This is a genomic window from Stenotrophomonas maltophilia group sp. Smal32 (genome assembly GCF_030237085.1).
In the GTDB taxonomy this organism is placed as follows: domain Bacteria; phylum Pseudomonadota; class Gammaproteobacteria; order Xanthomonadales; family Xanthomonadaceae; genus Stenotrophomonas; species Stenotrophomonas maltophilia_Q.
Genome location: NZ_JASJSI010000040.1, coordinates 21,591 through 38,958, shown reverse-complemented (window position 1 = coordinate 38,958; position 17,368 = coordinate 21,591). Strand labels below are relative to the sequence as shown.

Below are 17,368 nucleotides of genomic sequence, written 5' to 3'. Positions count from 1 at the left end.
CGCGCCCCGCATGAGCCCCAACTCTTCCCTGGCTGCGCGGCTGACGCCCCGTCAGCGCACCCTGATCATCCTTGCCCTGTCGCTGGGCGGCTTCGCCATCGGCACCAGTGAATTCGCCAGCATGGGCCTGATGCTGGAGATCAGCCGCGGCCTGTCGATTTCCGAAACCCAGGTCGGCCACCTGATCAGCGCCTACGCCATCGGCGTGGTCGTCGGCGCCCCGATCCTCGCCTTCGTCGGCGCCAGCTTCCCTCGCCGCAAGCTGCTGCTGGCACTGATGGGCTTCTATGCCGTCGGCAACCTGGCCAGCGCACTGGCGCCGAACTACGGCACGATGCTCATTGCGCGTTTCGTCGCCGGCCTGCCGCATGGCGCCTACTTCGGCGTGGCGATGCTGGTGGCCGCCGCGATCAGCCCTGCCGGCCAGCGCGGCCAGGCGATGTCGCGCGTGTTGCTGGGCCTGTCGATCGCGATCCTGGTCGGCAATCCGCTGACCACCTGGCTGGGCCAGCAGCTGAGCTGGCGCACCGCCTTCGCCCTGGTCAGCGTGCTGGCCGTCGCCACCGTGGCGATGATCGCGCGCTTCCTGCTGCCGGACCCGGACGAGGTTCGTACCTCGCCGATGCGCGAACTGCGCGCCTTCAACACCACCCAGGTGTGGCTGGCGCTGGCGATCGGCGCCGTTGGCTTCGCCGGCATGTTCTGCGTGTTCACCTACCTGGCACCGACCCTGGTGCAGGTCACCGGCGTGGCCGAATCGTGGATGCCGCTGGCGGTGGGCGTGTTCGGCATCGGCGCGATCATCGGCAACATCGCCGGTGGCTGGCTGGTCGACAAGTTCCACTTCAAGGCCGCCGCGGTGGTGCTGCTGTGGTCGATCGTGATGCTGCTGCTGTATCCGCTGGCCGCGCAATCGGTGTGGACCATCGGTCCGATGATCATCACCGTCGGCACCATGGGCGCGCTGGCCGCAGTATTGCAGACGCGCCTGATGGACGTGGCCGGCGAAGCACAGACCCTGGCCGCCGCCTCCAACCATGCCGCCTTCAATACCGCCAATGCGCTCGGGCCGTGGCTGGGCGGCATGGCGATCAGTGCCGGCTTCAGCCCGGCCAGCACCGGCTATGTCGGTGCCGCCACTGCCATCGGCGGCCTGCTGCTGTGGTGCGTGGCGGTGATGCTGGACAGGAAGCGCAAGGCCACCGCCGGCAGCCACTGAACACGGCGCCGGGTCGTCAGCCGCTGCCCATGCGGCGGCGGCGTCCCGGCCGCAGCATTGCCACGTCGCCGGCTGCAAGCGTCGGTCGCGCCAGCTCGCCACGTTTCACACGGTCCAATACCCGCCGCGAGTTGGCCGCGCAGTCAATCCCGTCCGGCCGCGCCTGGATGTCCTCGATCAGGGCCAGCAGGTGCGTCCGGCTCTGTACCAGCCGCAACTGCAGCGCCTCGATGTCGGCCACCTTCTGCTGCAGCATCGAGATCAATGCGTCGTGCTGCCACTGGCCCATGTCTGGCGGCAGCAGGGCGCGTATCTCCTCCAGGCTGAAGCCGGCGCGCTGCGCACCGGTAATCAGTTCCAGCAGCAGCACCGCCTGCTCCTGATAGTCGCGGTAGCCGTTGGCCTGCCGCTGGACGACCAGCAACCCTGCCTCCTCATAGAAGCGGATGCGTGACGCCGCCAGGCCCGTGCGCCGGGCCAGCTCACCGATCTTCATCCGCCTGAATCCTCGACATCGGAACCCATTGACCTTCAATAAAACTTGAAGGTTAGCGTAGCGCCATTCCCCTGTCCTGGAGCTGTCCGATGTCGCTGTTCTCGCCCTTGGCGCTGCCTTCCGGCGCCCTCATCCGCAACCGCATCGCCAAGGCGGCGATGGAGGAGAACATGGCCGACGCCGACCACGCCCCCTCCGAAGCGCTGCTGCAGTTGTACCAGCGCTGGGCCGACGGCGGCGCCGGGCTGATCATCACGGGCAACGTGATGGTTGATGGCCGCGCCATGACCGGCCCCGGCGGCGTGGTGCTGGAAGATGATCGCCATCTCGACCGCTTCAGCGCCTGGGCAAGGACAGCACGCTCGCGGGGGGCGCAGATGTGGATGCAGATCAACCATCCCGGTCGGCAGATGCCGGCCGCGCTTGGCCAACCGGCCCTTGCACCTTCGGCGGTGCCACTGGACATGGGCGCGCTGTCCAAGCAGTTCGCGCCGCCAAAGGCGATTAGCGAAGCCGACATTGAAGAAGTGATCGCGCGCTTCATCCGCAGCGCCGAGCTGGCCGAACGCGCCGGTTTCAGCGGCGTGGAGATCCATGCGGCGCACGGCTACCTGCTCAGCCAGTTCCTGTCGCCGCTGTCGAACCGTCGCGAGGATCGCTGGGGCGGCAGCCTGGACAACCGTGCGCGCCTGCTGCTGGAGATCGTGCAGGGCGTACGCGCCAGCGTGGCGCCTACGTTCGCAGTGGCGGTGAAGCTCAACTCCGCCGACTTCCAGCGCGGCGGTTTCTCGCCCGAGGACGCGCGCGCCGTGGTGGAGATGCTGGCGCCCCTCGGCGTGGATCTGGTCGAACTGTCCGGCGGCAGCTATGAGATGCCGGCCATGACCGGCGCCGCACGCGACGAACGCAGCGTGGCCCGCGAAGCGTACTTCCTCGAATTCGCGCGCGAGATCGCCACGGTGGCGACGATGCCGCTGATGGTCACCGGCGGCATCCGCCGCCGCGAGGTGGCAGAACAGGTGCTGGCCAGCGGCGTGGCCATGGTCGGCATCGCCACCGCGCTGGCGATCGAGCCGGATCTGCCGCAGCACTGGCAGCAGGGCCGCGACCCGGTACCGGCGTTGCGCAACATCAACTGGCGCAGCAAGCCGCTGGCGGCCAGCGCACACATGGCGGCAGTGAAATACCAACTGGGTCGGCTCAGCCAGCGCCGCCCCACTGCGCCCGGCGTCTCGCCGGCGTGGGCGCTGTTGCTGGCGCAGGCCGCCGGCAAATGCCGGGCTCGCCGCTACCGGCGCTGGATCCGTGCACGCGCAGGTGGATGCTGAGCGGGCGGGCTTCTCATCACTGCAGCGATGCTCCACCATCTGCATGACCTGCGGCAGTCCGTCGCCGGTCGCAGCAGGCAGAAGGAACCACCGTGGCAGCAGGACCGACCAAGAACCGCGAAAAGCTGCTCGATGATCTGCTCTCGCTGGGCCGCAACTGGGCACTGGCGATCGCCATCGCCGGTGCCGGCGCAGCGGTCCATTACAGCGAGTCGGTGTTCGAAGCAGGACTCTGGCGCGGCCTGCTGCCCACGATCTGCTTCCTCGTCGCAATCATCTGGATCGTGCTCAGCATCATCCGCTTCGACCTGACCCTCCAGCAGCACTTCGAGCGCAAGCGCACGCGCTGGCTCAGCCGCCTGCTCTATGTCGTGCTGCTCGGCACCGGCGTCACTGCCGTGTTCTTCGTCACCGAGCTTGCGGCCAACAACCACATCGCGCGGATGTGCGACTCGGTGGCCAACGAACCGGCCAGCCGGATCCACCGGTCCGCCGAGTGCCAGCGCCTGTACCAGCACCGGGCGGCGTACCGGCAGCGACTGGAATCGGCGGAGGGCGAGTTCGACTGAACAGATGCGTGGGAGAAGGCGCGCGAAGACGCACATAGAGGTCCAGCGAGGGCGGATTCGGAATAGTTGTATGGACTTCATTGCAACGCGACGCCACGCTTTCTTGCCGGAAAGCCGTGATCGAACACAGTCCATGAAGTTGCCCACCGCCCGCTCCCGTCTCCCCGCCCGGCCGCGGAAAATCGGCAGCGAAGTACGCATCTTCAGGCGCTATCACCAGTACGCCATCGTTGCCGCCGGAGCCGGACCACTGGCAATACTCCTGGTCGCCGTCGCGCCCGAACTTGGGCCGTTTCCGGCACTGGGCGCGGCAGCGATTCTCACGCTGTCGCCGCTGATCCTCGGCTTCGTAGTCTATTCCCCACAACGGGACCGGGTGGTACTGGAACAGGATCGTCTGGTATTCCAGCACCGTCCTCCTCTCCCGTTCAAGCAGATCCGGTCCTACAACCTGGACGATCATGTCGATCTGATCCTGATCGATGGACCGAGCGTGCTGCTGCAGCGCACACGGGCATCGATGCATGATTTCCCAACCTTCCGGGACGCACTGGCAGAGGCGCTCGCAGATCGGCCCGCAAACGCTGCCGCGGCTCCGCAACGTCGCCACTTCTTCGGTGCCTGGCCCGCACGCGTCTGGGGTGCGGGCCTGTTGCTGGCGACGGCGGCACTGGTGATCACGGGCGTACTGCATGGCTGGCCGTTGTACAAAGCACCGATGCTTGGGATCGTGCCCGTGGTGGGCATTGGGCTATTGCTGTCGCGCCGCCGTCACTGATCGCGTCGTCGGCGAAGTACACATGGCGTGGATGTGTATTCGGGCACAGTACGCGCGCCGCTCACGCTTGGAACCATCCAGTCACAATGCTTCACGCGCCCGCACCCGCACCCGCACCCGCACCCGCACATCACGATGCCATCGCCCTGCAGGCGGGCGTGCTGGGCAGCGTGTTGGGCGTGGCTCTGTACAAGGCCATCGCCTTGTCGGCGCTGGCGACCGGATCCTTGATCGTGATCGGGCTGTGGCTGCTGGCCTGCGCGCTGCTGGCTGCCTGGGCACTGGCCGCCTGCCTGGCCTGCCTTGCGCTGAGCCGGCGCGTATTCGTGCTGATGCTGGCGCTGAGCATGATCCTGATGATCTGCGTCGCCTGACAGCAGCAGGCGCCGGACTATCGCGCATATGTTACAGAATAACAAGTGCGGTTGGACGGATTGCTCGTGCCCGGGGTCGCGGATTTGAATCGCATGGCCAGCCCGGCGCTACCTGAGACCCCCATGAACCTGCAGCCCCTGCTTCGCGTCTCCCTCACCGCCATTGCCCTGGTCACGTTCAGCGCCTGCGCCACGTATGACGACAGCAACATGCACCAGGCCTGCCAGGAGTCGCCGCATCTGAAGGACCTGCCGCCCGAAGTGGCTGCCCGCGAGAGCCGCTGCAACAAGAGCATGGAAGTGTGGTCGAGCGAGCGCAAGGGCAGTGACAGGCCGATCGACCTGAGCGGCAAGAAGAAGGATCTCTGAGCCGCCGGGCATCTTGATCGCTCCAATGCATGCGGATGACCAGCCCGTCACGATCGGGGGGGCAGGATAAGGCCTCCCAATCACGACGACTTTCCCGATGCCGGCCACTGGTCACCCTGTCATCCATGCCTTTGAAGCTGTGTTCGACCTGTCTGGCGGGGTGGAGCGCATTACGGCGCTCACCGTCATCTGCCGGCATTGCTCCGAAACCCGCTCGGCCAGCGAAGACAATCTGGTCCAGCTGCCGGGCGGCGCCTTGTTCCGCTGCGACGGATGCGGCAGTCATCAGGCGGTGAGCCATGCGCGGGTTGCCGATTGGCAGGTGAATTCGCTTCTGGGTGTCTGAGGCTGCAGTACGACGGTGCCACGACGCAGGCTGTTGGCGCAGGGATGATGATGCAGTCAGAGGGCGCCCCGTGAGCCACCTCGTCCGCTGCGCAGGGCCGATGACAGCCAGGGCAAAGGAGCTGTGCAGGGCGCAATGACATCGCCTCGGCTAAGCTGCGGCACCTTTCTTCGCGCACGGCCATGCATCCCTTCCCCCTTCCTGTCTCGGCACCCGATCAACTCGCCTACCGACTGCTGCAGGACAGCGACTGGGCCCGTTCCACCGACGCGATCAACGCTCCTCCCGAACTTCGCGCTCTGCTGGCGATGATCCTGGATTCTCCGGAGCCGCTGTGGATCGCATGGGGCCGCGACAACAAGGCGTTCTTCTTCAACGATGCCTACCTGCCCATGCTGGGCGGCAAGCTGCACGGCGCCATGGGCAGCCGATTGGAAGACGTCTGGGCGGACGTCTGGGCCGAAGTCGTCGATGCTGTCAACGATGCCTTCGGCGGCACAAGCCGCAGTTTCAAGAACATGCCGTTGATGATGGACCGTGATGGCACGTTGCGCGAGACATTCTGGACGTTCTCCTACTCGCCGCTGCGTGCCGGTTGCGGAGGCGTGGCCGGCATCATCTGCGTCGTCAGCGAGCAGACCGAGCGGGTGATCGAGCGCGACCGGCACACGCGCCAGGTGGCGGCCATCACCGAGCAGGCACGCGAGGCCCACCTTGAACTGGTACGCGCCCGCGAACAGCTGCGGCAGTCGCAGAAGCTGGAGGCCATCGGCCAGCTGACCGGCGGCGTTGCCCACGACTTCAACAATCTGCTGCAGGTGATCACCGGTTCCGTGGACATGCTGCTGCATACCTGGCCAGCCGGAGATGCGCGCCTGCGCTATGTACAGGCCATCGAAACCGCCGCCGACCGCGCCACTCGCCTGACCGCCCAGCTTCTGGCGTTCTCGCGTAGACAGAGCCTGTCGCCGCAGGTGTTCGACCTCTGCGAGAGCGTACGCGCGCTTTCGGACATCATCACCACAGTGCTGGGTGCACGCATCTCCGTGTCGGTGAACCTGCCCGACGCCCCATTGCCGGTGCTGCTGGACCGGACCCAGCTCGACACCGCACTGATCAACATCGCGGTGAACGCGCGCGACGCCATTGACGGCCACGGCAAGGTGACGATCAATGTGGAACAGCTGACGTCGGTGCCTTCCGTCCGGCTCGCGGCGCCGATGAAAGGCGACTTTGCTGCGATCAGCGTCAGCGACACAGGCGCCGGTATCGATCCGTCCGTGGTGGATCGGATCTTTGAGCCATTTTTCACCACTAAGGGAGTGGGCGCGGGCACGGGGCTTGGCCTCAGCCAGGTGTTCGGCTTCGTCAAACAGTCCGAGGGCGAAGTGGACGTACAGAGCCAGGCAGGTGTCGGTACGCGCTTCACGTTGTATCTGCCGCTGGCGCAGGAAAACGCCACCATCGAGCTGCCGACCGCGCAACAGGGGCTGCTGCATGGCCACGGATTGTGCGTACTGGTGGTGGAAGACAACGTGGATGTGGCCGAGTTTGCAGTCGGGGCGCTGCGCGAGCTTGAGTACAACGTCGTGCTCGCGCGCAATGCCGACGAGGCACTGGCGGAGCTCGAGCGCGACGCTGCGCGTTTCCACGTGGTGTTCAGCGACGTGGTCATGCCCGGGACCAATGGGCTGGATCTCGCCCGCACCATCCGCAGCCGCCTGCCCGATCTTCCGATCATTCTCACCAGTGGCTACAGCGAACTGCTGGCCCGCGATCCAGGCCACGGTTTCACGCTGCTGCGCAAGCCCTACTCCCTCAAGCAGCTGGCCTCGGTGATGACCGAGGCCAGTTGCCGCTCACAGGCGATGGTGACTGCGCTTTAGCCGGCAGATCACCGCGTCGAACCGGGCCAGGAAGCAAGCACTGAATCGATGCCGGACATATCCGCCCCTGCGCCGCAGGCCCAGGCGACGATGCCATCCGGGCGCACCAGCACTGCTCCCAGGCCCGATGCCGCATCTCCAGTATTTGCGGCGCAGGCGATGGGAGGCAGCCAGCGTTGGGCAAACTGCGATAACGAAGATGCCCGGTCGAAGACAAGCAGCGCCCCCTGCCCCGTTCTCAGCAATTCGCCCAAGCGGCGGCCATCGGCCAACCGGAAGTCAGGCGCGCTCCTGCCGACAAGCGGGTGCTCTCCAGCAAGATCCAGCCGCTGCGAAACACCCCAGATCCGCTCGGCCAGATACGTGGCCCCATCGCGGGTGCCAGCCAGGTCGGCCATGATCGCTGCCAGCGCGCGCGAACCGGCCCCGGGACGCATCAGCGCAACCTGTGCGCGTGACCAGTCCAGTACTTTGGCGCCCGCTGGATGGCGCTCAGCCTGATAGCTGTCCAGCAGCGCCTCATCGGCCTTGCCCCGCGCCACGGCGGCCAGCTTCCAGCCGAGGTTCATCGCATCGCCGATGCCCAGGTTCAGGCCCTGTCCGCCCAGTGGCGAATGCACATGCGCAGCGTCGCCCGCCAACAGGACACGCCCCTTGCGATAGGCGCTGGCCTGGCGCGCGCCATCGGTCCAGGTGCTGTGCAGATGCAGGGCCGTGATCGTTGCATCGCAACCGGACACGCGCCGCAGCAAAGCCTGCGCAGCGTCCAGATCGAGGGGCGCGCGATGGCCAGCCCCTCCGTCGAAATCGGCCAGCGCCAGCACGCCCGGCGGATTGAAATTGCACATGCCCTGCGCGGTGTTCTGCCGGCCCGGCGTCAGCACCGAAGGATCTTCCAGCTCAACCAGCAGCGAATGGCCGGTGAATTCCGGATCGGTGCCGACGAAGCTGAAGCCGCACTGCTTCCGCACGGTGCTGCGGCCACCGTCGCAGCCGACCAGCCAACGACCGCGTACGACTCCGTCAGCAGTCTCAATGACCACCTCCGCCTCGCCAGCCTGCACGGCCTCTACCGCGCGCCCGCGTTCGATGCAGACGCCCAGCGCGCTCGCACGTTCGGCGAGGACCCGTTCCAGCGCCTGCAGCTCAATCGCCATCTGGGTGCCGACCGGCGTCGGCAGGCGCCAGTTCCAGCGCCCGGTGTCCACGCTGTCCAGCGCGAACGGAATACCCGCAAAGTGACCACCCAGCGCGCGCGGCTGTGCCAACCAATGGGCGGTGCCGGGCGGCGGCGCGCCCTTGTCGGGCTTGAGCACCTGCGCCGCGGCGACTGCGTCCAACAGGCCGCGCCGATCCAGTGCCTCCAGCGTGGGGGTGTTCAGGCCGCGCAGCCCGAATGGCAGGCGCTTCAACGGCGAGTCGGCGGACCCGGCCTGTTCCAGCACAAGCACCGAACACCCGGCATTGGCCAGTTCGCAGGACAGGAACAAGCCAACCGGGCCAGCACCGGCAATGACGACGTCGTACAGCATGGGGATTCCTCGTGAGCGCCGGGCCGGCGCTCCGGCAAGTCAAATGTTACACTCGGTGTACGTTTTCACAAGTGAACCGCCCATGACCCCGCTCCCAGGCCGCCGCGATCAGCGCAAAGCCGAGACCCGACAAGCGATTTCCGACGTCGCCACCGGGCTGATCATCGCGCGCGGCTTCGAGGCCGTGTCCATGTCCGAGATCGCCGAGGCTGCGGGGGTATCACGCAAGACGGTCTTCAATTACTTCGCCAGCAAGGAAGACCTTGTCTTCGACCGCGACGAGGAAGCACGTGCGCTGCTGCGCGAGGGCATGGCGGCGCGCACCGGCATGACCCCGCTGGCGGCCTTCCAGTCACTCGTGCGCGAGTTGCTGGAGGCGGCCCATCCGCTGCTGCGCATCAATGCTGGCGCCGCTGCATTCTGGGCAACCGTCGCTGACAGCCCGGTACTGACCGCACATGCCCGGCGCCTGCAGGCGCAGCTGACGGACGATCTGGCGAAATGGATGGCCGAGGCGATCGGGCGAGCGGAGAGCGACGCCGAAGCGCGCCTGGGCGCCGCCATGCTGCTGGCCTCGGTGGTGGCAGCCTATGAGAAAGGACTGGCGAGCCAGCTGCAGGGCGAGGATCCACGCCAGGCCATGCTGCAGCTGATCGTGCGCGGTGGCACCGGAGTACTGGTGGCCCTGGCTGGCACCCCCTATACCGATCCCGGCGCGCGTCCATAACGCATTCGGGGGATAGGTCACGAAGTGTTGCAAATGCTACTCTTTCTCATTTGCATCCACGCGAACCTCCGCCCATGCCCCTCCCCACGACCCAGAAACGCACCCTGTGCCTGGCACTGGCCCTGCCCCTGGCATCCCTCGCCCAGGCTGCCGACACCTCGACGACCTCACCCAGGGACCTGGACAAGGTCGAAGTCCGCGGACGTGCACAGACGCTCTATCGGGTGGACGATGCCGCAGTCGGCACCCGCACGGATACGCCGCTGGAACTGGTCCCTCAGTCGGTCCAGGTCATCCCGCGTGAACTGATCGACGACCAGGCCGCGCGCCAGGTGACCGATCTCTATCGCAGCATCAGCGGCATCAGCTATTTCAGCTATGCCGGGGTGACCCTGCGCGGCTTCCGCCAGGAGAACGTGCTGTATGACGGCCTGCGCGGCGATCCCTATGCAGACTTCTCGGTGCCGCAGCTGTTCAATATCGAGCGCGTGGAGGTGCTGAAGGGCCCGGCGGGAGCGCTGTATGGCGGCGGAGATGCCGGTGGCGTCATCAACTATGTGACCCGCAAGCCCAAAGCCGCTGCCGAGCGCCGCATCGAGATCCAGCTGGGCGACAACGACTTCCGTGCCGGATCGATCGAGGGTACGGGGCCGTTGAATGCCACCGGCAGCGTGCGCTATCGCGCCGGGCTCTATGCCGACAATGAAAAGGGCGTGCGCTGGAACACCGACAGCGAGAGTGTGATCGGCGATGCCTCGCTGGCCTTCGACGTGGGCCGGACCGGCGAACTGGTGCTGCAGTTCACCGACATCACCCAGAATCTTGGCGGCAACCGCCTGCGCGGCGTACCGGTCAACGATGCGGGCACGTTCCTGACCGACCGCCGGTGGAACCACAACGAAGCCAGCGACTTTCTCGACATGCGCGCCAAGGTGGCGCTGGCACAGTATCGCTTCGCGCCGCTCGATACCCTGGACGTGGACTTCGCCGCCCGCTGGTTCAGCAACAACGAACACCAGATGTACCACGAGCCGATGGGCCTGATCGATCGCGACCGCGATGGTGTGGCCGAATGGATGACCCGACAGCTGCGCAACCAGATCCGTGACAACGAGGCGTTCACTGCCAACGGCAATGCAGTCTGGCGGGTAACCACCGGCGTGGTGGAGCACAAGGTGCTGTTCGGCGCCGATGTGTACCAGCTGGATGCGGATTTCACTGCACAGACCGCCAACAGCGCTGACCTTGCGCGCGGCGCAGGGCCGGTGCGCGGCATCGACCTGTTCAATCCGGTGTACGGCGCCAGCACCTGGCATGACTACACCCTGGGCGCCCTGCCCTGGCGCAGCACGTCCACCCGCAGCAAACGCTATGGCGGTTACCTGCAGGATGAGCTGGCACTGGGCCCGCGCTGGCATGTGCTGGCCGGGCTGCGCTGGGACGGTTTCAAGGATGAGGATCGCATCGCCGGCAGCAGCGTGGATGGCAACGACATCAGCTGGCGGCTGGGCAGCACGTTCACCGTGCGCGAAGGCATGAATTTCTACGCCAACGTCGCCAGTGGTTTCGTGCCGCAGAGTGCCGCCAACCAGAATCCGGCGGCCGGCGGACCGTTCAATGCCGAGCGCAGCAAGCAGTGGGAAGTGGGCATGAAGTCCCTGCTGTCCGACCGCGTGACGTTGAACATGGCGGCCTACCGGATCGACCGCAGCAACATCGTGCAGGCCACCGGCGAAGTGATCGGTGGCGTGAACCAGCTGGCCGCGCTGGGCCTGGTGCGCAGTACCGGCATGGAGCTGGACCTGCTGGCCGACCTTACCGAGCGCTGGGTGCTGAACCTGACCTACGCCTACCACGATGCGCGGGTGAAGGACGCCGGCCCGAACGGCATCACCAACGCCTCCGGCGACCGCTTCGCGAATGCGCCCCGCAACAAGCTGGGCCTGTGGACCCGCTACGACCTGCCGGCAATCAACTCCGCCATCGGCTTCGGAGCAGACCATGTGGGCGAGCGTGTCAGCCTGGATGGGCAAGCGGTGAAGGCCTACACGGTGTTCGACATGAGCTGGAAGACGACGTGGAAGCAATGGCAGTTCCAGGCCAATGTGAAGAACCTGTTCGACAAGGTGTATGCGGCCAGTGGCTTCATCGAACGCAACGGGCATTTCCCCGGCGAGCCACGACGGGTGTATGTGCAGGCGGCCTACAGCTTCTGACCGGAAGCATTTGTAGCGCTGAATCCACTGTCGGCAAGCAGATCGTTGCCTGGCACTGGTTCACGCGTGTCCGAAACCATCGGCACTTCCAGTCACTTGTGCACGATCACCTCCGCCTGTAGCGTTGCCGTTGCCCAAGGAGGGCTATCAACGGAGTGAAGCATGAAGATTGGATTCAAGCTGTCTGTTGCTATTGCGGCTGCTGCACTGACCCTGGGAATCGGCAGTGCCTCCGCGCAGTCCCGCTGTACCCCGTGCTACACCGCCTACGATGCTTGTCTGGCGGCGGGCAATGGTGAGAACGTCTGCTACCCGGCGTTTGCACGTTGCCTGAGAAACAGTGGCTGCACCATCCCGTAAGTCACGCGTTGCCGTGATGCGTGCCGGCCCCCATCCGGGGGCTGGCATTGGCGGCCCGGCGCTGCGATTTCACCCCATCCGCATCCCAGGGCTCTCGCGAGCCTGCACGTCAATGTCCTGCTGGCGCTGCACAGCCGCCGGTTGGTGGTCCAGGCTGGCGGCCTCGATCTGCTGCAGCGACTGCGCAACCGGAGTCTGCACCGCCACGTCAGTGGGCATCGAGACGCGCAGGTGCGCGGGATCGTTCATCCCGCCCTGCACCACGAAGACGTTCCGCCCTGCGGGGCTGTCGGCGGTCTGGGCGCTCAGCAGCACATGGTCGGCACGTTCAAGCTGGTTGCGGCGGGCCAACGCCATCACGCTCGCCACAAGACGCTCGCTGTCCTCATCATGGGTACGCCCGGCGCTGGCATCGATCGCGGCCACGCCTTCGCGTACCTGCTGCATCAGTGCGTACTCACGGTGGCCTGGACGGATGTCGGCCAGGCGAGTCGGTGCCAACGAGGGATCAGGCATGTCGTCCACTGCTGCGGTAAGCGGGCTGCGGGTTATGGTCCGATAGGGGTCATCCGGGTGGAACCGGGTACGTTTCTCCTGTCGCTCCAGGCGGACGTCGCGAGCGTCGTTGAGTTCGGCGATGCGGGTGGGGTCGGTGATCTCGCGCATCGACACGTGGCCGCCGCCGGAACTGACGCTGGCCCATTTCCTGTCCGCCTCGAAGTACATCGCGTAGTAGCTGTTGCCACCGATGACGTTCGGATCGACCGCCGAGCGCCCTTCCAGTATCTGGGTGGCTTCCAGCACGCTCAACCGGGTCAGGTACTGGCCGCCCTTCGCCCATCCCATCTGGCTGATGGCATCGACGCTGGTGTTGCCCACGCGCGGGCCGCCGGCGTAGTCGTTGTTGAGCATGTTGGTCCAGATCTGTTCCAGCTTCTCGTGGCCGCTCTTCTGTTCAGCCGCCTGCAGCAACACGCGCGGCGTCCAGCAGTTGGGATCGAGTTCATGCCGTTCAAATGCACGGTCGTGGGCCAGCATCACATCCTTGCCGGGGAGATTCAGTGCCAGGTCTGGGCGGCGCTCGTTCATCCACTGCTGCCGCAACTCAAGATCTCTTTCGAGCAGGGTCTGCCCAAAGGACTCCCATTGCCGCTCGGTCAACTGTGCATTTGAAAACCGGGATCCCTCTTCCTGCTGGGTCTTCGCATAGTTCTGTGCATAGGTGTTCGCGACGCGTCCCGGCAGGCTGTCATTGCGTACAACACCCAGTGCCAGTGTCCCGTACCCATCGGCTCCCGGCAGTTGCGACAGGTAGTTCCAGTAAAGCTCGCGGTTGCCGTCTCTGGCATAGTTTCCAAGGACGCTCAGATCGCGTTCGGTCAATCCACTCATACCCTGCCTCTTCTCTTCCTTGAATCACCGATCACTTGGACCGGGTGCGCGCGATGACGTCCCTGACGGCCTCTTCCATGCGCTTCCAGTCCTTCAGAAACGCTCTCTTGTAGTCCAGGCTGACGGACAGCTTGTTGTCGATGTCCACGAAGTAATGAACGCAGCCGGCTGCTACTTCCCCAGGCTCACTGATCACCTCGCGCCCCTCCAGCCGCACGCCGTCGCGTCGGAATTCCTCGCCGTCACATTTGATGAACGAGCTGATCCGGCCGTCGCCCTGGCGTGCGATGTACCAGTCTCTCTCGTAGGCGGGATTGCGGACAGGCGGCTTTCCGTACCGCGCCTCATGCTTCTTCGCGTACACCACCATCTTCGCTTCATCGATTGCACAGGGCGTCAGGCCCAAGGTCTCCGGCTGTGCGACGCGTTGGTCGAGACGGTCCCTGGGATCCTCCCTTTCCACAGAACCCTCCTCCGTGATGGCTTCATTTGACGACAGCCTTGAGAGCAGTGTTTCGACGGGAACGCGATCAACGTAGTTGATCCGAATGGGAATCTCCTTCCGGAAATCATTCGTGCGCGGATTGGCGCGGGCACCCGGCGCCGTCGGCGTCATGTCCGGCCACTCGATGACAAGCGTCACCCCCTCGCCCGGCCACGGTGCGATCTGGCTGTCCAGGTAGTTGGCCGGAATGCGGAAAGTGTTCGGCCCGAGCTTCACGTCCACGGGGGCATCGGTATAGGTGTGACCGTTGATCGTGCGGCCGGTCTGCGTTGCGCCGGACATGGCGGGATTCCTTTCGTGTTCGGTGGACGGCGGCCGCGCACACGCGCTGGCACTCACTGCGACGGCAAGTGCAAGCGTCAGGCAACGGCTGGGGGACATCACGTGCATGGGCATTCCATTGCAGGGTTCCGGGGCCACTATAGGGAACCGGGCGTCAACGGAACAGGAACCGCATCACCGCCCTTCACGGAGCGAGGCAGCGCTCCACATGCGCTGCCTGCAGTACTTCGGCTATTGCCGCGGCCTCCGGAATGCTGCAGGGGTTCAAGCGCCATGGCGGCGACGCTCGGCTCGCCGCTTCACGCCTCAGCCGTCGCTGTTCGTGCCTTTATGGCCGCGATAGGTTTCACCCCACTCGCGCATGGCAAGCAGTACCGGCACCAGCGTGCGCCCGAATTCGGAAAGCTCGTATTCCACCTTCGGCGGTACTTCCGGGTACACGTGGCGGATCACCACGCCGTCAGCCTCCAGTTCCCGCAGCTGGCTGGTCAGCATGGACTGGGTGGCGTTGGGCACACGCCGCGTCAACTCCATGAAGCGTCGCTTGCCTGTCATCAGGTGAAACAGAATGATCGGCTTCCACACGCCGCCCATCACCGACAGCGTGACTTCCACCGCGCAACCGCTCTTGCCGTCCCAACGCCTGCTACGCATGCATACTCCGGAAAACCATAGTACCTACGGAAAATCATCGTTCTTGTTGCGATAACGGTGCGAGCCTAGCATGGGCTCATCCACTGAACGTGAGACCGCACCATGAGTTTCAAGGCACTGCTGACGCGCAGAACCAACGACGGCGTATCCACGGAGCTGGTCGATTTCGATGAAGCCAACCTGATGGATGGCGACGTGCTGGTGCAGGTCGAGTACTCCACGCTGAACTACAAGGACGCGCTGGCCCTCACCGGCACGCGCCCGGTGATCCGGACGTTCCCGTTGATCCCTGGCATCGATCTGGCTGGCGTTGTACTGGAATCGGGCAATGCCGGTTTCCAACCCGGTGACCGCGTGGTGTTGAACGGCTGGGATCTCAGCATGGGCCACCACGGCGGCCTCGCCCAGCGTGCCCGTGTTCGCGGCGAATGGCTCAACAGGATTCCCGCCAACCTGAGCACCCGCGACGCCATGGCCATCGGCACAGCAGGCTATACCGCCATGCTGTGCGTGCTGGCACTGGAAGATGCAGGCGTGACGCCCGGGAAGGGCGATGTGCTGGTCACCGGCGCCAACGGCGGCGTCGGCTCGATTGCGGTGGCGATCCTGTCCAAGCTTGGCTATCGCGTAGTGGCTGCCACCGGGCGACCTGAACACGCCGGGTATCTGCACAGCCTGGGCGCCGCCGAGATCATCGACCGCGCGCAGCTTTCAGAACCGCGCGAGCGGCCCGTGAGTGCCGAGCGCTGGGCCGGCGTGGTCGATGTGGCGGGTGGCCCCACCCTCGTCAACGCCATTGCCGAGACGAAATACCGAGGCGCAGTGGCCGCCTGCGGGCTGGCGCAGAGTGATGAGCTGCATGGCTCGGTATTGCCCTTCATTCTCCGCAACGTGACGCTTGCTGGCGTGGATTCGGTGAATGCGCCGCAGGCCGTGCGCCAGCGTGCATGGGACCGGCTTGCCACCGACCTGGACCCGCAGAAGCTGGAAAGCACCGTGCAGCTGATCGGGCTTGCCGAGGTGCTGGACGTCTACGACCAGATCATCCCGGGCAAGGTGCGTGGGCGGATTGTGGTGGATGTGAATGCGTGAGCAGATCGTCTGGATCAACTGCATTTGATGCAGTTTCCATGCTGCGGCGAATGGTGAACACGTAGTGAAACAACGCGGGCGGCGATGACCTCAAGCCACTGCCGCTCGCATACGCTCGGGTTCCCATCGCTGCCTGGACACCCGACATGCCAATGACCGCGTTCGCACTTGCCGCTGCGCTTTCGGGCCTGCCCGACATCACCTGGGAGCGCGAGCGCGCCGAAGATGCGCACCAGCTCATGCTGTGCCAGATCCATCGCGATGCGCTGAAGCAGAGCGAGGGCAAGGACGATGCCTATCCGCGTGCCAAGGCGGTCTGCGACCTGCTGGCACGCGAGTACAAGGACAAGTGGGATTTCGATGCACAGGATGCCCTGGCCGCTTCGGCGGTGGATCTGGATGAGCTGATCCGGCGTGGTGATGTAGTCGAAGTAGCGCCAACGAAGCAGGATCGCGCCTACGAGTGATGGCACGCGATCCTAGCACCGTGATCTTCTCGGCCTGCCCCAGGTTGCGGAGCCACGAGCGCGCTCCAGCACCCACACCTCGCCCGCCTCAAACCGCCCCCGGCAGCTCGCTCTCGATCTGCTCAACCAACTGATTGAAGACGGGTCTCCTCTTCATGATCTCCAGCACCGAATCGCCCACTTCATCCAGGATCATGGGGTCCGCACCACAGGAGAGAAGGTAGACAACGGCCTCGAGGCTTTCACTAATCACCGCGTTCGCCATCGGGGTCAATCCAATATCCCCGAGTACGTCGATATTGGTGACGAACGGCATCAACTCTTTGAGTAGATCCACTTCGTTATTGAACGCCGCTATATGCAGCGGCGTATCGTCGTCGATCCCATGGCTTTCCGGACTGGTCAACTCGCAGCCTTCGAAGGTGTGGCTCTCATCGAACCTTGCCAGCAACCTCTTCAATTCCGGATCCACTGCATTCATCGGGGCATTCCCTCCCAAGCCCTTCTCCAAGCACCGCTTCCACTCAACATGCAGTGAGCCGCCGGATCGTGGCACACCATTGCACAGGTGCATAGTGGCACGTACGGAGCGCACATCCGGGACGCACGCGAAAAAACGCGACACCGCGCCACTCCACAGACCACTTCCTGCGTATGCGAAGCCCTTACCGAGGTCAATCCGCGAGCTGATGACCACAGGCGGCTTCCAAGCCCCTTATCATGTGGGCTTAGGGGCTCAATAAGCCCTATTGACGCTTGCAAGGCAGTATCTGGAT

General features: G+C 65.1%; 19 protein-coding genes. 13 read left to right on the top strand and 6 right to left on the bottom strand.

Annotation, left to right across the window (positions count from 1 at the left end; all coding sequences use genetic code 11):
• Nucleotides 1-10 precede the first annotated feature (10 nt).
• Nucleotides 11-1,219, top strand: a complete 1,209-nt coding sequence (locus QRO91_RS11755) for an MFS transporter (RefSeq protein ID WP_049429686.1) — start codon at nucleotides 11-13, stop codon at nucleotides 1,217-1,219.
• A 16-nt stretch (nucleotides 1,220-1,235) separates the two neighbouring features.
• Here QRO91_RS11755 and QRO91_RS11750 read toward each other — a convergent pair whose 3' ends face one another.
• Nucleotides 1,236-1,715 carry a MerR family transcriptional regulator gene (locus QRO91_RS11750; RefSeq protein WP_049429687.1) on the bottom strand — a complete coding sequence of 160 codons (480 nt, stop codon included), beginning with the start codon at nucleotides 1,713-1,715 and terminating at the stop codon, nucleotides 1,236-1,238.
• Between the two features lie 89 nt (nucleotides 1,716-1,804).
• On the opposite strand from QRO91_RS11750, the gene QRO91_RS11745 reads away from it, so the two are divergent.
• The 7 genes from QRO91_RS11745 (at nucleotide 1,805) to QRO91_RS11715 (ending at nucleotide 7,365) form a co-directional block, all read left to right on the top strand.
• Complete coding sequence (locus QRO91_RS11745) at nucleotides 1,805-3,043, top strand: NADH:flavin oxidoreductase/NADH oxidase family protein (protein ID WP_049429688.1); 1,239 nt, start codon at nucleotides 1,805-1,807, stop codon at nucleotides 3,041-3,043.
• Nucleotides 3,044-3,135: 92 nt separating this feature from the next.
• A complete protein-coding gene (locus QRO91_RS11740) occupies nucleotides 3,136-3,612 on the top strand; it encodes a membrane protein (protein WP_049429689.1) in 477 nt (158 codons plus the stop codon).
• 133 nt (nucleotides 3,613-3,745) lie between these two features.
• Nucleotides 3,746-4,390, top strand: coding sequence for a hypothetical protein (locus QRO91_RS11735; protein ID WP_049429690.1), 645 nt, complete (start codon nucleotides 3,746-3,748; stop codon nucleotides 4,388-4,390).
• A gap of 86 nt (nucleotides 4,391-4,476) precedes the next feature.
• On the top strand, nucleotides 4,477-4,764 hold the full coding sequence (locus QRO91_RS11730; RefSeq protein WP_049429691.1) for a hypothetical protein: 288 nt from the start codon (nucleotides 4,477-4,479) through the stop codon (nucleotides 4,762-4,764).
• 123 nt (nucleotides 4,765-4,887) lie between these two features.
• Nucleotides 4,888-5,133, top strand: coding sequence for a hypothetical protein (locus tag QRO91_RS11725; RefSeq protein WP_049429692.1), 246 nt, complete (start codon nucleotides 4,888-4,890; stop codon nucleotides 5,131-5,133).
• 97 nt (nucleotides 5,134-5,230) lie between these two features.
• Nucleotides 5,231-5,479, top strand: a complete 249-nt coding sequence (locus QRO91_RS11720) for a hypothetical protein (RefSeq protein ID WP_005410137.1) — start codon at nucleotides 5,231-5,233, stop codon at nucleotides 5,477-5,479.
• A gap of 182 nt (nucleotides 5,480-5,661) precedes the next feature.
• Entirely contained in the window at nucleotides 5,662-7,365 is a 1,704-nt protein-coding gene (locus QRO91_RS11715) for a PAS domain-containing sensor histidine kinase (protein ID WP_197650380.1), read from the top strand.
• An 8-nt stretch (nucleotides 7,366-7,373) separates the two neighbouring features.
• Here the strand turns inward: QRO91_RS11715 and QRO91_RS11710 are convergent, their stop codons facing one another.
• A complete protein-coding gene (locus QRO91_RS11710; RefSeq protein WP_197632141.1) occupies nucleotides 7,374-8,897 on the bottom strand; it encodes an FAD-dependent monooxygenase in 1,524 nt (507 codons plus the stop codon).
• 82 nt (nucleotides 8,898-8,979) lie between these two features.
• On the opposite strand from QRO91_RS11710, the gene QRO91_RS11705 reads away from it, so the two are divergent.
• From QRO91_RS11705 to QRO91_RS11695, 3 genes are all read left to right on the top strand, one after another.
• Entirely contained in the window at nucleotides 8,980-9,624 is a 645-nt protein-coding gene (locus QRO91_RS11705) for a TetR/AcrR family transcriptional regulator (RefSeq protein WP_049429695.1), read from the top strand.
• Nucleotides 9,625-9,698: 74 nt separating this feature from the next.
• Nucleotides 9,699-11,840, top strand: coding sequence for a TonB-dependent siderophore receptor (locus QRO91_RS11700; protein ID WP_285310401.1), 2,142 nt, complete (start codon nucleotides 9,699-9,701; stop codon nucleotides 11,838-11,840).
• Between the two features lie 162 nt (nucleotides 11,841-12,002).
• Nucleotides 12,003-12,200, top strand: a complete 198-nt coding sequence (locus tag QRO91_RS11695; RefSeq protein WP_080355030.1) for a hypothetical protein — start codon at nucleotides 12,003-12,005, stop codon at nucleotides 12,198-12,200.
• Between the two features lie 69 nt (nucleotides 12,201-12,269).
• Here QRO91_RS11695 and QRO91_RS11690 read toward each other — a convergent pair whose 3' ends face one another.
• The 3 genes from QRO91_RS11690 to QRO91_RS11680 all read right to left on the bottom strand — a co-directional run bounded on the left by QRO91_RS11690 (nucleotide 12,270) and on the right by QRO91_RS11680 (nucleotide 15,033).
• Nucleotides 12,270-13,592 (bottom strand): XVIPCD domain-containing protein, encoded by a 1,323-nt coding sequence (locus QRO91_RS11690; RefSeq protein ID WP_197650378.1) that lies wholly within the window; start codon nucleotides 13,590-13,592, stop codon nucleotides 12,270-12,272.
• Nucleotides 13,593-13,623: 31 nt separating this feature from the next.
• Nucleotides 13,624-14,487, bottom strand: a complete 864-nt coding sequence (locus tag QRO91_RS11685; protein WP_285310400.1) for a hypothetical protein — start codon at nucleotides 14,485-14,487, stop codon at nucleotides 13,624-13,626.
• 198 nt (nucleotides 14,488-14,685) lie between these two features.
• Nucleotides 14,686-15,033 carry a helix-turn-helix domain-containing protein gene (locus tag QRO91_RS11680; RefSeq protein ID WP_049429707.1) on the bottom strand — a complete coding sequence of 116 codons (348 nt, stop codon included), beginning with the start codon at nucleotides 15,031-15,033 and terminating at the stop codon, nucleotides 14,686-14,688.
• Between the two features lie 102 nt (nucleotides 15,034-15,135).
• On the opposite strand from QRO91_RS11680, the gene QRO91_RS11675 reads away from it, so the two are divergent.
• Nucleotides 15,136-16,125 carry an MDR family oxidoreductase gene (locus tag QRO91_RS11675; RefSeq protein ID WP_049429708.1) on the top strand — a complete coding sequence of 330 codons (990 nt, stop codon included), beginning with the start codon at nucleotides 15,136-15,138 and terminating at the stop codon, nucleotides 16,123-16,125.
• Nucleotides 16,126-16,271: 146 nt separating this feature from the next.
• On the top strand, nucleotides 16,272-16,592 hold the full coding sequence (locus QRO91_RS11670) for a hypothetical protein (RefSeq protein WP_197619797.1): 321 nt from the start codon (nucleotides 16,272-16,274) through the stop codon (nucleotides 16,590-16,592).
• An 88-nt stretch (nucleotides 16,593-16,680) separates the two neighbouring features.
• Here the strand turns inward: QRO91_RS11670 and QRO91_RS11665 are convergent, their stop codons facing one another.
• Complete coding sequence (locus QRO91_RS11665; RefSeq protein ID WP_197650376.1) at nucleotides 16,681-17,073, bottom strand: ankyrin repeat domain-containing protein; 393 nt, start codon at nucleotides 17,071-17,073, stop codon at nucleotides 16,681-16,683.
• Nucleotides 17,074-17,368: the final 295 nt, after the last annotated feature.

What these genes read in the sequence shown, in the direction of transcription:
- QRO91_RS11720 (WP_005410137.1), top strand. Translation starts at nt 5,231, where the DNA reads ATGCCGGCCACTGGTCACCCTGTCATCCATGCCTTTGAAGCTGTGTTC.
- QRO91_RS11670 (WP_197619797.1), top strand. Translation starts at nt 16,272, where the DNA reads ATGCCAATGACCGCGTTCGCACTTGCCGCTGCGCTTTCGGGCCTGCCC.
- QRO91_RS11715 (WP_197650380.1), top strand. Translation starts at nt 5,662, where the DNA reads ATGCATCCCTTCCCCCTTCCTGTCTCGGCACCCGATCAACTCGCCTAC.
- QRO91_RS11735 (WP_049429690.1), top strand. Translation starts at nt 3,746, where the DNA reads ATGAAGTTGCCCACCGCCCGCTCCCGTCTCCCCGCCCGGCCGCGGAAA.
- QRO91_RS11680 (WP_049429707.1), bottom strand. Translation starts at nt 15,033, where the DNA reads ATGCGTAGCAGGCGTTGGGACGGCAAGAGCGGTTGCGCGGTGGAAGTC.
- QRO91_RS11665 (WP_197650376.1), bottom strand. Translation starts at nt 17,073, where the DNA reads ATGAATGCAGTGGATCCGGAATTGAAGAGGTTGCTGGCAAGGTTCGAT.
- QRO91_RS11700 (WP_285310401.1), top strand. Translation starts at nt 9,699, where the DNA reads ATGCCCCTCCCCACGACCCAGAAACGCACCCTGTGCCTGGCACTGGCC.
- QRO91_RS11745 (WP_049429688.1), top strand. Translation starts at nt 1,805, where the DNA reads ATGTCGCTGTTCTCGCCCTTGGCGCTGCCTTCCGGCGCCCTCATCCGC.
- QRO91_RS11730 (WP_049429691.1), top strand. Translation starts at nt 4,477, where the DNA reads ATGCTTCACGCGCCCGCACCCGCACCCGCACCCGCACCCGCACATCAC.
- QRO91_RS11705 (WP_049429695.1), top strand. Translation starts at nt 8,980, where the DNA reads ATGACCCCGCTCCCAGGCCGCCGCGATCAGCGCAAAGCCGAGACCCGA.
- QRO91_RS11695 (WP_080355030.1), top strand. Translation starts at nt 12,003, where the DNA reads ATGAAGATTGGATTCAAGCTGTCTGTTGCTATTGCGGCTGCTGCACTG.
- QRO91_RS11750 (WP_049429687.1), bottom strand. Translation starts at nt 1,715, where the DNA reads ATGAAGATCGGTGAGCTGGCCCGGCGCACGGGCCTGGCGGCGTCACGC.
- QRO91_RS11710 (WP_197632141.1), bottom strand. Translation starts at nt 8,897, where the DNA reads ATGCTGTACGACGTCGTCATTGCCGGTGCTGGCCCGGTTGGCTTGTTC.
- QRO91_RS11675 (WP_049429708.1), top strand. Translation starts at nt 15,136, where the DNA reads ATGAGTTTCAAGGCACTGCTGACGCGCAGAACCAACGACGGCGTATCC.
- QRO91_RS11755 (WP_049429686.1), top strand. Translation starts at nt 11, where the DNA reads ATGAGCCCCAACTCTTCCCTGGCTGCGCGGCTGACGCCCCGTCAGCGC.
- QRO91_RS11685 (WP_285310400.1), bottom strand. Translation starts at nt 14,487, where the DNA reads ATGCACGTGATGTCCCCCAGCCGTTGCCTGACGCTTGCACTTGCCGTC.
- QRO91_RS11725 (WP_049429692.1), top strand. Translation starts at nt 4,888, where the DNA reads ATGAACCTGCAGCCCCTGCTTCGCGTCTCCCTCACCGCCATTGCCCTG.
- QRO91_RS11690 (WP_197650378.1), bottom strand. Translation starts at nt 13,592, where the DNA reads ATGAGTGGATTGACCGAACGCGATCTGAGCGTCCTTGGAAACTATGCC.